Below are 15,860 nucleotides of genomic sequence, written 5' to 3'. Positions count from 1 at the left end.
ACGAGCCTAGGGCTTACCGGCGGGTAGGGATTAGGTCACATGTGACCATTCGGCGGACTGCGTATGAATCACTATTGACAAGTGTTGAATTGTGCGGCCGGGCGCTCCGATGAGCACACCGGATCGTCGCGCGCGCCGCGGCTCGCACGGCCGGTCAGGGCCGCCACCGCCACTGCCACCACCGCTGCTGTCACCGCTGCCACTGTCACTGCCGCCACCGCTGCCGGATCGCGGCCCGTGGAGGCTGGTCAGACTCGACGTGTTCAGGTCAGAATCGTCGCGCGCGGATCTACGCGCGTCGTTGCCTGGATGAGGAGAGCCCCGGATGCCGTTGAACCGCCGGAAGTTTCTGACGAGGTCCGCCGCGACGGGGGCGGGGGTGGCGCTGGCGGGTGCGGCGGCTCCCGCTGCTCAGGCCGCCGGGTCCGCGGACGCCGCAGGGACCGCCGTGGCGGCGGGTGCGGGGAGAGGGGGGAAGGAGAAGCCGGTGAAGCGGTATGCGCTGACGGTGATGGGGACGACGGACCTGCACGGCCATGTCTTCAACTGGGACTACTTCAAGGACGCGGAGTACGAGGACGGGGCGGGCAACGCGCAGGGCCTGGCGCGGGTGTCGACACTGGTGGAGCAGGTCCGCAGGGAAAAGGGCCGGCACAACACGATGCTGCTGGACGCGGGGGACACGATCCAGGGCACGCCGTTGACGTACTACTACGCGAAGGTGGATCCGATCACCGCGCAGGGCGGCCCGGTCCATCCGATGGCGCAGGCGATGAACGCGATCGGGTACGACGCGGTGGCGCTCGGCAATCACGAGTTCAACTACGGGATCGAGACGCTGCGGAAGTTCGAGGAGCAGTGCCGTTTCCCGCTGTTGGGTGCGAACGCGCTGGACGCGAAGACGTTGAAGCCCGCGTTCCCGCCGTACTTGATCAAGAAGTTCCGGGTGAAGGGTGCTCCGCCGGTGCGGGTGGCGGTGCTGGGGTTGACGAACCCGGGTATCGCGATCTGGGACAAGGCGTATGTGCAGGGGAAGCTGACGTTCCCGGGGCTCGAGGAGCAGGCGGCGAAGTGGGTGCCGAAGCTGCGGTCGATGGGTGCGGACGTGGTGGTGGTGTCGGCGCATTCGGGGTCGTCGGGGACGTCGTCGTACGGGGATCAGTTGCCGTACGTGGAGAACGCGGCGGCGAATGTGGCGCGCCTGGTGCCGGGGATCGACGCGATTCTGGTCGGTCACGCGCATGCGGAGATCGAGGAGTTGCGGGTCGTCAATGAGGAGACGGGCCGGGAGGTCGTGCTGTCGGAGCCGCTGTGTTACGCGGAGCGGCTGACGTTGTTCGACTTCGGACTCGTTCTGGAGCGGGGCCGGTGGCGGGTGGAGTCGGTGGGGGCGTCGCTGCGGGATGCGGCGACGGTGGAGGACGATCCGCGGATCACGCGTCTGTTGTCGGACGAGCATGCGGAGGTGGTGGCGTACGTCAATCAGGTGGTGGGTTCGGCGACGGTGGCGTTGACGACGGTGGAGGCGCGGTACAAGGACGCGCCGATCATCGATCTGATCACCAAGGCGCAGGAGGACGTGGTCCGGGCCGCGTTGGCGGGTTCGGAGTATGCGTCGCTGCCGGTGTTGTCGCAGGGGTCGCCGTTCTCACGGACGTCGGAGATTCCGGCGGGCGAGGTGACGATCCGGGATCTGTCGGGTCTGTATGTGTACGACAACACGCTGGTGGCGAAGTTGATGACGGGTGCGCAGGTGCGGGCGTATCTGGAGTATTCGGCGGAGTACTTCGTGCGGACGGCGGTGGGTGCGCCGGTGGATGTGGCGGCGTTGACGAACGCGGGTGGGCGCCCGGACTACAACTACGACTATGTGTCGGGGTTGCGGTACGACATTGATATCGCGCAGCCGGTGGGGTCGCGGATCCGGAATGTGACCGTCGGAGGTGCTCCGCTGGACGACGCGCAGGAGTTCGTGTTCGCGGTGAACAATTACCGGGCGAACGGGGGCGGCGCGTTTCCGCATGTGGCGTCGGCGAAGGAGGTGTGGTCGGAGTCGACGGAGATCCGTACCCGGATCGCGGAGTGGGTGACGGCGAAGGGTGTGCTGGATCCGGCGCAGTTCGCGTCGGTGGACTGGCGGCTGACGCGGGAGGGTACGCCGGTGTTCTGAAAAGCGGTGCGGGAGGGCGGGCCGGTGGTGCGGTGCCGGCCGTTCCTCGAGGTCGCCCGGGGCGCCCGGGGCCGCCTCGAAGTGTTGCCGGGGGTGCCGCGTGGTGGTGCGGCGCCCCCGGCTGCGCGGTGTGCCCGCCGGTTTACGCCTGCTGCTGTATGCGGAGTGCGCGGGCCAGGTCGTCGAGCTGGTCGACGAGTTTGCGGCGCAGGGCGGGGATCGGGTCGGCCTTGCGGAGGCATTTCTGGCCGAGGCGGAGGGTTTCGGGGTCGACGGCGTGGACGGGGAAGGCCCAGTGGCCGGCGGCTTCGGCGATGGCGGGGCCGCGGCGGGCGGCGAGGGCGACGGCGTCCTTGTAGTAGCGGGCGACGTAGGGGCGTACGAGGTCGGCCTGTTCGGGTTGCCAGAAGCCTTGGGCCGTGGCGGTGAACAGGTAGTTGGACAGGTTGTCGGTGTGGAACAGGGCGTCCCAGGCGCGGGCCTTGGCGTCTTCGTGGGGCAGGGCGGCGCGGCAGCGGGCGGCGCCTTCCTGGCCGGTGGCGCTGGGATCGTTGGCGAGTTCCGCGGCGATGGCGGCTTCGTCGGTGGCGTCGAGGACGGCGAGGCGGGTGAGGATGCGCCAGCGCAGCTCGGGGTCGAGTTCGGGGCCGCCGGGGACGGTGCCGTCGGTGAGCCAGGCGGCGATGGCGTCGGGGTGGGCGGCGGTGTCGATGCGGTGGCGTACGGCGATGAGGCGCAGGCCGGGGTTGTCGCCGTCCTCGGTGCGGCGGATGAGGTCGCGGCACAGGTCGGTGAGGGTGGCGAGGGCGGCGGGCCGCTCGCCGGGGGTGACGTAGCGGTCGGTGACGTGGGTGGTGGCGAAGGCGAGGACGCCCCCGACGAGGGCGAGGTCGGTTTCGTGGGGGAGGTGGGCGCGGGCGATGTCCAGGTAGGTGGCGGGGAGGAGTTCGCCGTCGCGGACGGCGTCGCGCAGGGCGTTCCAGACGACGGCGCGGGTGAGGGGGTCGGGGAGTCCGGAGAGGCGGGCCCGGAGGGTTTGGGTGGACTCGTCGTCGAAACGGATCTTGGCGTAGGTGAGGTCGCCGTCGTTGAGGACGAGGAGGGCGGGGCGGGGGCCGGGTGCGCTGACGGTGGTGGTGCCGGTGGTGGAGAGGTCGGCTTCGAGGGGTGTGCGGGGGACGAGGCCGTGGGCGGTGTGGAGGTCGTGGTCGTAGGGGCCGAGGGTGATGCGGTGCGGGCGGCCGGTTTCGCCCGCGGGGGGCGGGTTCCGGACGGTGAGGTGCCAGTGGCCGTTGTCGGTGCGGAGCTCGGGGGTGAGGGTGTCGACTCCGGTGGTGGTGAGCCAGGCGTTGGCCCAGGCGTGGACGTCGCGGTCGGTGGCGGAGGCGAGGGAGTCGAGGAAGTCGGCGAGGGTGGCGTTGGCGAATTTGTGCCGCTCGATGTGGGTGTTGATGCCGGCGAGGAAGTCCTTTTCGCCGAGCCAGGCGACGAGCTGACGCAGGACGGAGGCGCCCTTGGCGTAGGAGATGCCGTCGAAGTTGAGGAGGGCGGAGGCGGTGTCCTGGACGTCTTCGGGGGCCACGGGGTGGGTGGAGGGGCGCTGGTCGGCGTCGTAGCCCCAGGATTTGCGGGTGACGCCGAAGTCGGTCCAGGTGTCGGTGAAGCGGGTGGCTTCGGCGGTGGTCTGGTAGCCCATGTATTCGGCGAAGGACTCGTTGAGCCAGATGTCGTCCCACCACTTGAGGGTGACGAGGTCTCCGAACCACATGTGGGCCATTTCGTGGGCGATGACCATGGCGCGGGTCTGCCGCTGGGTGTCGGTGACGGCGGACCGGAAGACGAATTCGTCACGGAAGGTGACGAGGCCGGGGTTCTCCATGGCGCCGGCGTTGAATTCGGGGACGAATGCCTGGTCGTAGGAGTCGAAGGGGTAGGGCTGGGTGAATGTGGCGTGGTAGCGGTCGAAGCAGGCGCGGGTGACGTCGAGGAGTTCTTCGGCGTCGGCGTCGAGGTGGGGGGCGAGGGAGCGGCGGCAGTGGATGCCGAAGGGGAGGCCGCGGTGTTCGGTGCGTACGGAGTGCCAGGGTCCGGCGGCGACGGCGACGAGGTAGGTGGAGATGAGGGGGGTGGTGGCTGCTTTCCAGCGGCCGTCGCCGAGGTGTTCGGTGATGCCGTTGGCGAGGACGGTCCAGGTGCGGGGGGCGGTGACGGTGAGGTCGAAGACGGCCTTGAGGTCGGGCTGGTCGAAGGCCGCGAAGACGCGTTGGACGTCGTCGAGGAAGAGCTGGGTGTAGGCGTAGGTCTCGCCGTCGGCGGGGTCGGTGAAGCGGTGCATGCCTTCGCCGGTGCGGGAGTAGTGCATGGCGGCGTCGATGCGGAGTTCGTGTTCGCCGGGGGTGAGGCCCTTGAGCGGCAGTCGGTTGCCGTCGAGGGTCTCGGGGTCCAGCGGGTGTCCGTCGAGGGTGACGGAGCGCAGCTCGGCGGGCTTGACCTCGACGAAGGTGTCCGTGTCGTCCTGGTCCGCGAGGACGGTGAAGCGGATCAGGGTGCGGGAGTCGAAGGTGTCGTCACCGGTGGTGAGATCGAGTTCGATCGCGTAGCGGTGGACGTCGAGGAGCTGTGCTCGGTTCTGCGCTTCGTCGCGCGTGAGTACGGACATGCAGGCCATGCTGCCTGATGGCGTCGGCGGGGCACAGAGGCGGATCGGTACACGACTTATGTCCGGTCCGGGGCGGGCTCCCGGCTGTGCGCCCCTCTGTGGGGGTTCCGGGAGGTGCGGGGTGTGCGTGCCGTCGCGTGGGGACGGTGCCGGCGGGGCGGGGTGCCGGTCGTGGGTGTCCGTGCCCCCGGAGGGGGCGGGGGTCGGTCAGTCCGTGGCGGGTGCGGGGGCGCCGGTGGGGTTGCTGACGGGGCTCTTGGCGGCGCCGTCGGCGATGTGTTCGTGGTGGCGGATCACTTCGGCGATGATGAAGTTCAGGAACTTCTCGGCGAAGGCCGGGTCGAGTTTGGCGTTCTCGGCGAGGGTGCGCAGCCGGGTGATCTGGCGGGCTTCGCGGGCCGGGTCGGCGGGGGGCAGCCGGTGTTCGGCTTTGAGGCGGCCGACCTGCTGGGTGCATTTGAAGCGTTCGGCGAGCATGTGGACGACGGCCGCGTCGATGTTGTCGATGCTGTCGCGCAACCTGGCGAGTTCCTCGCGGACCGCGGGGTCGACGTCACCGGTACCGGTGCTGCTGGTGGTCATGGGAAGTCAGCCTACGGGGCGGGGGCGGGGTGCCGGGCGCCCGCGGTCGGGGACAGGGTCGGAGTGGGCTCGTACATCGGAGTGGGCTCGTACAGTGGAATCGGTTGTGGGGCGTCCTGGGGGTGAGGCGTGACGAGCGACGGGGCGGTGGAGCGGGGCTACCCGCATCTGGAGACGGTGCGGTCGGCTGTGACCGCGTTGTACCGGCGTTTGTCGTACGACACGGTGCAGGCGTTCTCGGTGAGTGTGGCGCCCGTCGATGTGGCGTTCTGCGACACGGATGATCTCCATATGGGGGCGCAGCGGGTGGCGCGGGAGATGGTCCGGCACTACCGGTTGCCGGATGCGCGGTTGATCGTCAGCTTCCGCGACATGAAGTATGCGGCGCATGTCGAGCTGGAGGCGGGTCCTGAGTACTTCGTGGAGCTGAACGACCGGTTCCGGACGCACCGGCGGGACATAGGGGCGGCGCTGGCTCACGAGGTGACGCATGTCTACCTGCACCGCCTGGGGCTGTCGTTTCCCGGTACGCGCGACAACGAGCTGCTGACGGACACGGCGGCGACGTATCTGGGGGCGGGGTGGCTGCTGCTGGACGCGTTCCGTCAGGACGAGGTGTCGTCGCAGAAGCTGGGGTATCTCACGCCGGAGGAGTTCGGCTATGTGCTGGCGAAGCGGTCGCTGGTGTTCGGCGAGGACCCGTCGGTGTGGTTCACCAGCGAGCAGGCCCACACCGCGTATGTGAGCGGGATGGAGCTGGCCCGGCTCGACGGGCGGCAGCCGCCGCTGACGGCTGCCGGCTGGACGGGGCGCCGGCGGTACGCGCGGGAGCGCCGGCACGCCCAGGGGGAGCGCGGGGCCCTCCCCTTTCTCCCGGCCCGGACGGATGTGCCGTACAGCTTCACGCGGGGCGGTGGCCGTGAGGAGCCGCTGCGGGTGTCGTTCCCGTGTCCCACGTGCCATCAGCGGATCAGGGTTCCGGTGCGGGGGCGGGTACGAGCGCGGTGCACATTGTGCCGGACGGTGCTGGAGTGCGACACGTAGGGGGCCGGGGCCGGGGTGCCGGCCCGGTGGGGCGGTGATGCGGCCGTCCTCGGCTAGAGGATCCCCCGCGCCCGCGCGTCCGCCAGCCACTTGGGGAACTCGTCCAGCAGCCGGTCGTACAGCTCGGCGTCCGGCATCCTGCGGGGCTCGGCTCCCGCGTGGAAGAACCCCGCGTTGTCGACGGCCCGCTTGTCCGGGACGGCCAGGTCGTCCAGCTTGCGCAGGTAGTCGAACTGCCGGCTGTCCGGGTCGCCGAAGCCGATGAACTGCCAGAACAGCGGCAGCTTCGCCGCCTTGCACAAGTACCGTTCCGCGGCGAGCCGGCTGGTGGGGCCGCCGTCGGTCTGGAAGACGACGAGGGCCGGTTCGGTCGATCCGCTGTCGAGGTAGTGGTCGATGACGGCGTCCATGGCCAGGTGGTAGCTGGTCCTGCCCATGTGCCCGAGTCCGGCCACGATCCGCTCGACCCGTCCTTCGTGGTCGTCGAGGGCGATGCCGGTGACGGCGTCGACGTCCGTGGAGAAGAACACCACCGGCACGATGCCGTCGTCGTCGAGGTGGGCGGCCAGGCCCAGCACCCGGTCGGCGAGGGCCTGCACGCTGCCGTCCTTGTAGTACGGCTTCATCGAGCCGGAGTGGTCGAGCACGAGGTAGACCGCGGCGCGCAGGCCGTCCAGCCCGTGCCCGGACACCGCGTGCCCCGCGGTCTTGTACAGGCTGACCAGCTGGGGCGCGGTCTCCTCGATCTTGGTCAGGCTGATCGCGGCCATGCCCGCTCCCTCTCGGTCACCGAACGCCGGCTGCTCGCTGCCGGGGCCGGCCGTCCCGCCGCCGGCACCGGGCGCCCTGTCACCGGGACCGGTTGTCCGGTCACCGGAACCGGTCCCGAGCGTACGGCACTTCCACCCCGCCTCCTCACCTCTCCCCCACTGTTCGCTATTTTGTTCGGCGCCGCCCTCACCGGCTCGTCCGTCCCGTCCCTCGCTAGGAGCCGGCTCGTGGATTCCGAGGCCACCGTCACCACCTGTTATCGCCATCCCAAGGTGGAGTGCCATGTCCGCTGCGTGCGCTGCGACCGGTACATCTGCCCGGACTGCATGCGGGAGGCGGCCGTGGGCCACCAGTGCCCCGACTGCGTGAAGGAGGGCGTGCGGTCGGTGCGGCAGGCCCGCACCGTGGTCGGCGGGCACGTCTCGGCGGTGCCGGTGGTGACGTACGTACTGATCGCCGTCAGCGTGCTGGCGTATCTGGCGGAGCTGGCGCTGCCGGAGGTCGTGGACCGGTTCGCGATGCTGGGCGCGGGGCTGGTCGGGCCGGACGGCGGTCACTACGTGTGGGTCGAGGGCCCGTACTTCGGGGACTTCCGTGCGGAAGGCCTGGTGAACGGGGAGTGGTACCGGCTGCTGACCGGCGCCTTCCTGCATCTTCCGCCCACCGAGGGCACGTTCGGGATTCTGCACATCGTGATGAACATGGTGGCGCTGTGGAACCTGGGCCGGGCCGTCGAGCCGATGCTGGGCCGTGTCCACTATCTCGCCCTGTACCTGCTGTCGGCGCTGGGCGGCTCGGTGCTGGTGCTGCTGCTGGCACCGCAGGACGCCGTGGTCGGCGCGTCCGGGGCGATCTTCGGGCTGGGTGCCGCGTACTACGTGGTGGCCCGGCGGATCGGTGCCGACATGCGGGCGGTCAACCGGTTCATGGCCGGGCTGCTGCTGTGGCTGGTGATCTCCGCGGTGGCGACGTCCTGGGAGGGGCATCTGGGCGGGCTGCTGGCGGGCGGCGCGGTGGCGGTGGCGTTCGCGTACGTGCCCAGGGGCAGGCACCGGACGTTGCTGCAGGCGGGGGCCTGCCTGGTACTGCTCGCGCTGCTCGTCGTCCTGGCGGTGGCCAAGGTGTCGGAACTGACCGGTGGAGGAGTTTCCCAGTGAAACGTTCAGCCCTGCTGCTCGCGGCCGTGCCCGTGGTGGCGACGGCCGTGTACATGCTGGTGCCTACGGGGCCCGACGGCGCGGCCGTCGGCAGCGGGCCGGCCGTGTCCGCCTCCCCGAACGCGCGGGAGCAGACCAAGGAGCGCGCCGAGTCGGAGTCGGCCGAGGACGACGCGCTGGTGGCGAGCCGGCCGCCGGGCCTGGCCGATCCGGCGAAGAAGGAGCTCGCCCAGCAGATCCTGGCGAGCGCCGAGAACGCGACGCTGCGCTGGCGCGAGACCTACGGTTCCATCGAGGACGTCGGGGACGGCGACGGCTACACGGCCGGCATCGTCGGCTTCACCACCGGCACCCACGATCTGCTCACCCTCGTCGAACGCTATACGCGCAAGCACCCGGACAACGGGCTGGCGAGGTATCTGCCGGCACTGCGCGAGGTCGACGGCACGGACTCGCACGAGGGTCTGGACCCGGGCTTCACGGCCGCCTGGCAGGCCGAGGCGAGGACACCGGAGTTCCGCGCGGCCCAGGAGGCCGAGCGCGACCGGGTCTACTTCGACCCGGCGGTGCGCGTGGCCAAGCTCGACGGTCTCGGCACGCTCGGCCAGTTCGTGTACTACGACGCGATGGTCCGGCGTGGCCCCGACACCGGACCCGACGGCTTCTACGGCCTGCGGGAGCAGGCCATGCGCAAGGCCAGGACGCCGGGTCAGGGCGGCAGTGAGAAGGCGTTCCTGGAGGCGTTCCTCGACGTGCGCCGCGCGGCCGTGCTCGCGAAGAAGGCGGACGCCGACACGTCCCGGATCGACACCGCCCAGCGCCGGTTCCTGAAGGAGGGGAACCTGGAGCTGACCACGCCGCTGACGTGGCAGGTGTACGGGGAGACCTTCAGCATTCCCTGAGTGGACGAGCGCATGCGGCAGCGCCTGCCCGGTGCGTCCGGTCGGGGACTGACGGGCAGGCGCCACCTGTTGTTCCGTACGCCGTTGTACGGGACCTCTGCGGGGGACCGTCAGGTCCCGTTGTGCGCGGTCCGGACCGGCGGGGTCCGGACCGCGTGGTGCTTCCCGGAGCGTCCGGTCACACCATCAGTGAGCGGTCGGTCGGGCGGACCGGTGCGGGCAGCTCGCTCGCCCCGGTGAGGTGGCGGTCGCAGCCGCGCGCCGCGGAGCGGCCCTCGGCGATCGCCCACACGATGAGCGACTGGCCGCGTCCGGCGTCTCCGGCGACGAAGACGCCCGGCACGCTGGTCTGGAAGTCGGCGTCGCGGTCGATGTTGCCGCGCGCGTCGACTTCCAGGCCGAACTGCTCGACCAGGCCGTTGTCGCGGTCGGTGCCGGTGAAGCCCATGGCGAGGGTGACCAGCTGGGCCGGGATCCTGCGCCCGGTGCCGGGCTTCGGGGTGGGCCTGCCGTCGACGAACTCGACCTCGGTCAGGTGCAGCCACTGCACGTTGCCGTCCTCGTCGCCCTCGAAGTGGGTGGTGGAGACGGAGTAGACCCGCTCGCCGCCCTCCTCGTGCGCGGAGGTGACCTTGTAGAGCATGGGGAAGGTCGGCCACGGCTGGGAGACCGCGTCCCGGTCCTCGTTCGGGCGGGGCATGATCTCGAGCTGGGTGACGGAGGCGGCGCCCTGGCGGTGGGCGGTGCCCACGCAGTCGGCGCCGGTGTCGCCGCCGCCGATCACCACGACGTGCTTGCCCTCGGCCGTGATCGGCGGGGCGACGTAGTCGCCCTCCTGCACCTTGTTGGCCAGCGGCAGGTACTCCATGGCCTGGTGGATGCCCTTGAGTTCGCGGCCGGGCACCGGCAGGTCGCGCGCGGTCGTCGCGCCGACGGCGAGGACGACGGCGTCGTACCGCTTGCGCAGCGCGGTGGCCGGCATGTCCCGGCCGATCTCGACGCCGGTGCGGAACTTGGTGCCCTCCGCGCGCATCTGCTCGATACGGCGGTTGATGTGCCGCTTCTCCATCTTGAACTCGGGGATGCCGTACCGCAGGAGGCCGCCGATGCGGTCCGCCCGCTCGTAGACGGCGACCGTGTGGCCGGCCCGGGTCAGCTGCTGGGCCGCGGCGAGGCCGGCCGGGCCGGAGCCGACGACGGCGACGGTCTTGCCGGACAGCCGCTCGGGGATCTGCGGGGCGACGTCGCCGGTCTCCCACGCCTTGTCGATGATGGAGACCTCGACGTTCTTGATGGTGACCGGCGGCTGGTTGATGCCGAGCACGCACGCCGACTCGCACGGGGCGGGGCACAGCCGGCCGGTGAACTCCGGGAAGTTGTTGGTGGCGTGCAGGCGCTCGCTCGCCGCCGACCAGTCCTCGCGGTAGGCGTAGTCGTTCCACTCGGGGATGAGGTTCCCGAGCGGGCAGCCGTTGTGGCAGAACGGGATGCCGCAGTCCATGCACCGGCCGGCCTGCTTGCTGATGATCGGCAGCAGCGAGCCGGGGACGTAGACCTCGTTCCAGTCCTTGACGCGCTCGGAGACCGGGCGGGAGGTGGCGACCTCGCGCCCGTGGTTCAGAAAGCCCTTCGGATCAGCCATGGGTCGCCGCCTCCATCATCTTCCGGTGGATGTCGGACTCGGAGAGCCCGGCTCGCTCGGCGGCGTCCTTGGCGGCGAGCACTGCCTGGTACGTACTGGGGGTGATCTTGCTGAAGCGGGCGGCGCCTCCGTCGGGGCTGTCCCACTCGGCCAGCAGCTTGGCGGCGACGGTGGAGCCCGTCTCCTCCTGGTGCCGGCGCACCACGTCGTGCAGCCAGGCGCGGTCGGTGTCGTCGAGCTCGTGGACGGCGTCCAGGTGGCCGGGGTTGACGTTGTCCCGGTCGAGGTCGATGACGTAGGCGGTGCCGCCGGACATGCCGGCCGCGAAGTTGCGGCCGGTCTCGCCGAGGACGACCGCGTGGCCGCCGGTCATGTACTCGCAGCCGTGGTCGCCGACGCCCTCGGAGACGACCAGCGCGCCGGAGTTGCGGACGCAGAACCGTTCGCCGACCTTGCCGCGCAGGAACATCTCGCCGCCGGTGGCGCCGTAGGCGAGGGTGTTGCCGGCGATGACGCTGTACTCGGCGAGGTGGTCGGCACCCCGGTCGGGGCGGACGACGATCCGGCCGCCGGAGAGGCCCTTGCCGACGTAGTCGTTGGCGTCGCCCTCCAGGCGCAGCGTGATGCCGCGCGGGACGAAGGCGCCGAAGGACTGGCCGGCGGAGCCGGTGAAGGTGATGTCGATGGTGTCGTCGGGCAGGCCGGCGCCGCCGAACTTCTTCGTCACCTCGTGGCCGAGCATGGTGCCGACCGTGCGGTTGATGTTGCGGATGGCGACCTGGGCGCGTACGGGCTGGGCCTCGGTGGCGCCGTCGGCGGCGAGTGCGTCGGCGGCGAGCTTGATCAGCTCGTTGTCGAGGGCCTTCGCCAGACCGTGGTCCTGGGGGACGGCGTGGTGGCGGACGGCGCCCTCGGGCAGTTCGGGCACGTGGAAGAGGGGGGCCAGTTCGAGGCCCTGTGCCTTCCAGTGGGTCACCGCGCGGGCGACGTCGAGGACCTCGGCGTGGCCGACGGCCTCCTCGACGGAGCGGAAGCCGAGTTCGGCGAGGAGTTCGCGGACCTCTTCGGCGATGAACCGGAAGAAGTTCACGACGTGCTCGGCCTTGCCGGCGAACCGGTCGCGCAGGACCGGGTTCTGCGTGGCGATGCCGACCGGGCAGGTGTCCAGGTGGCAGACGCGCATCATCACGCAGCCGGAGACGACCAGCGGGGCGGTGGCGAAGCCGAACTCCTCGGCGCCGAGGAGGGCGGCGATGACGACGTCGCGGCCGGTCTTGAGCTGGCCGTCGGTCTGGACGACGATCCGGTCGCGCAGGCCGTTGAGCAGCAGGGTCTGCTGGGTCTCGGCGAGGCCGAGCTCCCAGGGTCCGCCGGCGTGCTTGAGCGAGGTCAGCGGGGAGGCGCCGGTTCCGCCGTCGTGGCCGGAGATGAGCACGACGTCGGCGTGGGCCTTGGAGACGCCCGCGGCGACGGTGCCGACGCCGACCTCGGAGACCAGTTTGACGTGAATGCGCGCCTGGGGGTTGGCGTTCTTCAGGTCGTGGATGAGCTGGGCGAGGTCCTCGATGGAGTAGATGTCGTGGTGCGGCGGCGGGGAGATGAGGCCCACGCCGGGCGTCGAGTGACGCGTCCTGGCGACCCACGGGTAGACCTTGGGGCCGGGCAGCTGGCCGCCCTCGCCGGGCTTGGCGCCCTGGGCCATCTTGATCTGGATGTCGTCCGCGTTGACCAGGTACTCGGAGGTCACACCGAAGCGGCCGGAGGCGACCTGCTTGATGGAGGAGCGGCGGGCCGGGTCGTACAGGCGCTCCGGGTCCTCGCCGCCCTCGCCGGTGTTCGACTTGCCGCCGAGCTGGTTCATGGCGATGGCGAGGGTCTCGTGCGCCTCCTGGGAGATGGAGCCGTACGACATGGCGCCGGTGGAGAAGCGCTTGACGATCGCGGAGACCGGCTCGACCTCGTCGACCGGAATGGGCGTCCGGTCGGAGGCGAAGCCGAAGAGCCCGCGGAGCGTCATCAGGCGCTCGGACTGCTCGTTGACGCGGGCGGTGTACTGCTTGAAGACGTCGTAGCGGCCGGAGCGCGTGGAGTGCTGGAGGCGGAAGACCGTCTCGGGGTCGAACAGGTGCGGTTCGCCCTCGCGGCGCCACTGGTACTCGCCGCCGATGTCGAGGGCGCGGTGCGCGGGGGCGATGCCGGTGGCGGGGTACGCCTTGGCGTGGCGGGCGGCGACCTCCTTCGCGACGACGTCGAGGCCGACGCCGCCGATCTTGGTGGCGGTGCCGTGGAAGTACGTGTCGACGAAGGCCGCGTCGAGGCCGACGGCCTCGAAGACCTGGGCGCCGCGGTAGGAGGCGACCGTGGAGATGCCCATCTTGGACATGACCTTCAGGACGCCCTTGCCGAGGGCGTGGATCAGGTTGCGGATGGCCTTCTCGGACTCGATGCCGGGCAGGAAGGTGCCCGCGCGGACGAGGTCCTCGACGGACTCCATCGCCAGGTAGGGGTTGACGGCGGCGGCGCCGAACCCGATGAGGAGGGCCACGTGGTGGACCTCGCGGACGTCTCCGGCCTCGACGAGGAGGCCCACCTGGGAGCGCTGCTTGGTGCGGATGAGGTGGTGGTGGACGGCCGAGGTGAGCAGCAGCGACGGGATCGGCGCGTGCTCGGCGTCGGAGTGCCGGTCGGACAGGACGATCAGGCGGGCGCCGTTCTCGATCGCGGCGTCGGCCTCGGCGCAGATCTCCTCGATGCGGGCGGCGAGGCTGTCGCCGCCGCCGGAGACCCGGTAGAGGCCGGAGAGGGTGGCGGCCTTGAAGCCGGGCAGGTCGCCGTCGGCGTTGACGTGGATGAGCTTGGCCAGCTCGTCGTTGTCGATGACGGGGAAGGGCAGGACGACGGTGCGACAGGACGCGGCGCTCGGCTCGAGCAGGTTGCCCTGGGGGCCGAGCGAGCTGCGCAGCGAGGTGACCAGTTCTTCGCGGATCGCGTCCAGCGGCGGGTTGGTGACCTGCGCGAACAGCTGGGTGAAGTAGTCGAAGAGGAGCCGGGGGCGTTCCGACAGGGCGGCGATCGGCGAGTCGGTGCCCATGGAGCCGATCGGCTCGGTGCCGGCCTTGGCCATCGGGGCGAGCAGGACGCGCAGTTCCTCCTCGGTGTAGCCGAAGGTCTGCTGGCGGCGGGTGACCGAGGCGTGGGTGTGCACGATGTGCTCGCGCTCGGGCAGGTCGGACAGCTCGATCTCGCCGGCTTCCAGCCACTGGCCGTAGGGGTGCTCGGCGGCGAGCTGGGCCTTGATCTCGTCGTCCTCGATGATGCGGTGCTCGGCGGTGTCGACGAGGAACATGCGGCCGGGCTGCAGGCGGCCCTTGCGGACGACCTTGGCGGGGTCGATGTCGAGGACGCCGACCTCGGAGCCGAGGACGACGAGGCCGTCGTCGGTGACCCAGTAGCGGCCGGGGCGCAGGCCGTTGCGGTCGAGCACGGCGCCGACCTGGGTGCCGTCGGTGAAGGTGACGCAGGCGGGGCCGTCCCAGGGCTCCATCATCGTGGAGTGGTACTGGTAGAAGGCTCGGCGCGCGGGGTCCATCGAGCCGTGGTTCTCCCACGCCTCGGGGATCATCATGAGCACCGAGTGCGGCAGGGAGCGCCCGCCGAGGTGCAGCAGTTCGAGGACCTCGTCGAAGGACGCCGAGTCGGAGGCGTCGGGGGTGCAGACGGGGAAGATCCGCTCGAGGGCGGCGGAGCCGCTGTGCCCACGGTCGGCGGAGCCGAACAGGTCGGAGGCCAGCTGGGACTCGCGGGCGCGCATCCAGTTGCGGTTGCCCTTGACGGTGTTGATCTCACCGTTGTGGGCGACGAAGCGGTAGGGGTGCGCGAGGGGCCACGACGGGAAGGTGTTCGTGGAGAACCGGGAGTGCACCAGCGCGAGCGCGGAGCCGAAGCGGCGGTCGGACAGGTCGGGGAAGAAGGGCTCGAGCTGACCGGTGGTGAGCATGCCCTTGTAGACGATGGTCCGCGCGGACAGCGACGGGAAGTAGACGCCCGCCTCGCGCTCGGCGCGCTTGCGCAGCACGAAGGCCGTGCGGTCGAGGTCGATGCCCCGGGACGCGTGGTCCGTGACGAAGACCTGGCGGAAGACCGGCATCGTGGAGCGGGCGGTGGCGCCGAGCAGGTCGGGCGCGACGGGTACCTCGCGCCAGCCGAGGACGGTCAGGCCCTCGGCGGCGGCGATCTCCTCGACGCGGGCGACGGTCTCGTCGGTGGCGTCCGCGGGGAGGAAGGCGGTGCCGACGGCGTAGGCGCCGGCCTCGGGCAGTTCGAATCCGGCCACCTCGCGGAAGAAGGCGTCCGGGACCTGGGAGAGGATGCCCGCGCCGTCGCCGGAGTCCGGCTCGGAGCCGGTGGCGCCGCGGTGCTCCAGGTTGCGCAGAACGGTGAGTGCCTGCTCGACCAGGGTGTGGGACGCCTCGCCGGTAAGGGTGGCGACGAATCCGACGCCGCAGGCGTCGTGCTCGTCGCGGGGGTCGTACATGCCCTGCGGGGCAGGGCGAGCATCCATGAAGGACCAGTTCTGGCCATGCACGGAATGCTGGGACGGCTGGCGCGGCGTACGCATCGGCTCTCCCGTCGTCGTCATGTGGCATGTGCAAAGTGCCGAGGGACGACGCTGGCCCTCTGCGTGACTGCAAAATTTCGTGCAGATTACACGATGGCCCGGTTCCCGGTAAGCGGGATTTTCCGTTCCACCATGTGGACACCATGCAGGTCGCGTCGGGGATTCCGCGCCTGACGGGAGAAGCTGTGGGGACCGTGGCGGGCAGATCGATGTCCGCCGGTCCGAGAGCGGGCCGGGCGCCTTCGCCCACTCCCGCGACTGCGTCGTGAGCCTCATTGCCCACAGCGCTTTCGGCTAATGCCCCGTCGTCACGCG

The 15,860-nt window shown here is 70.6% G+C and carries 9 protein-coding genes; 4 read left to right on the top strand and 5 right to left on the bottom strand.

Annotation, left to right across the window (positions count from 1 at the left end):
• Positions 1 to 325: 325 nt before the first annotated feature.
• A complete protein-coding gene (locus ACIF80_RS07980) occupies positions 326 to 2,170 on the top strand; it encodes a bifunctional metallophosphatase/5'-nucleotidase (RefSeq protein WP_399800762.1) in 1,845 nt (614 codons plus the stop codon).
• 142 nt (positions 2,171 to 2,312) lie between these two features.
• On the opposite strand, the gene pepN is transcribed toward ACIF80_RS07980, so the two are convergent.
• Complete coding sequence (pepN, locus tag ACIF80_RS07975) at positions 2,313 to 4,838, bottom strand: aminopeptidase N (protein ID WP_399800760.1); 2,526 nt, start codon at positions 4,836 to 4,838, stop codon at positions 2,313 to 2,315.
• Positions 4,839 to 5,036: 198 nt separating this feature from the next.
• A complete protein-coding gene (locus ACIF80_RS07970) occupies positions 5,037 to 5,411 on the bottom strand; it encodes a chorismate mutase (RefSeq protein ID WP_399800758.1) in 375 nt (124 codons plus the stop codon).
• A 129-nt stretch (positions 5,412 to 5,540) separates the two neighbouring features.
• Here ACIF80_RS07970 and ACIF80_RS07965 point away from each other — a divergent pair, with 129 nt between their 5' ends.
• On the top strand, positions 5,541 to 6,455 hold the full coding sequence (locus ACIF80_RS07965) for a hypothetical protein (protein WP_399800755.1): 915 nt from the start codon (positions 5,541 to 5,543) through the stop codon (positions 6,453 to 6,455).
• A 53-nt stretch (positions 6,456 to 6,508) separates the two neighbouring features.
• On the opposite strand, the gene ACIF80_RS07960 is transcribed toward ACIF80_RS07965, so the two are convergent.
• The gene (locus ACIF80_RS07960) at positions 6,509 to 7,225 is read right to left on the bottom strand and encodes a vWA domain-containing protein (RefSeq protein ID WP_399800753.1); all 717 of its coding nucleotides are present in this window, start codon (positions 7,223 to 7,225) and stop codon (positions 6,509 to 6,511) included.
• Between the two features lie 228 nt (positions 7,226 to 7,453).
• On the opposite strand from ACIF80_RS07960, the gene ACIF80_RS07955 reads away from it, so the two are divergent.
• Positions 7,454 to 8,383 carry a rhomboid family intramembrane serine protease gene (locus tag ACIF80_RS07955; RefSeq protein WP_399800750.1) on the top strand — a complete coding sequence of 310 codons (930 nt, stop codon included), beginning with the start codon at positions 7,454 to 7,456 and terminating at the stop codon, positions 8,381 to 8,383.
• Positions 8,380 to 9,285: a chitosanase gene (locus ACIF80_RS07950; protein WP_399800747.1), complete on the top strand. Its 906-nt coding sequence runs from the start codon at positions 8,380 to 8,382 to the stop codon at positions 9,283 to 9,285. Before ACIF80_RS07955 ends, ACIF80_RS07950 begins: the two co-directional genes overlap by 4 nt.
• Before the next feature lie 178 nt (positions 9,286 to 9,463).
• On the opposite strand, the gene ACIF80_RS07945 is transcribed toward ACIF80_RS07950, so the two are convergent.
• Together ACIF80_RS07945 and gltB are read right to left on the bottom strand one after the other, a co-directional pair.
• Positions 9,464 to 10,927 (bottom strand): glutamate synthase subunit beta, encoded by a 1,464-nt coding sequence (locus ACIF80_RS07945; protein ID WP_399800745.1) that lies wholly within the window; start codon positions 10,925 to 10,927, stop codon positions 9,464 to 9,466.
• Entirely contained in the window at positions 10,920 to 15,545 is a 4,626-nt protein-coding gene (gltB, locus tag ACIF80_RS07940; protein WP_399801250.1) for a glutamate synthase large subunit, read from the bottom strand. The genes ACIF80_RS07945 and gltB overlap by 8 nt, the downstream gene beginning before the upstream one ends.
• Between the last annotated feature and the right edge of the window lie 315 nt (positions 15,546 to 15,860).

The organism is Streptomyces sp. NPDC085927 (assembly GCF_044540975.1).
Lineage (GTDB): Bacteria > Actinomycetota > Actinomycetes > Streptomycetales > Streptomycetaceae > Streptomyces > Streptomyces hirsutus.
The sequence above is the reverse complement of the archived record's forward strand: the minus strand, read 5'-3'. Positions and strand labels throughout refer to the sequence as shown.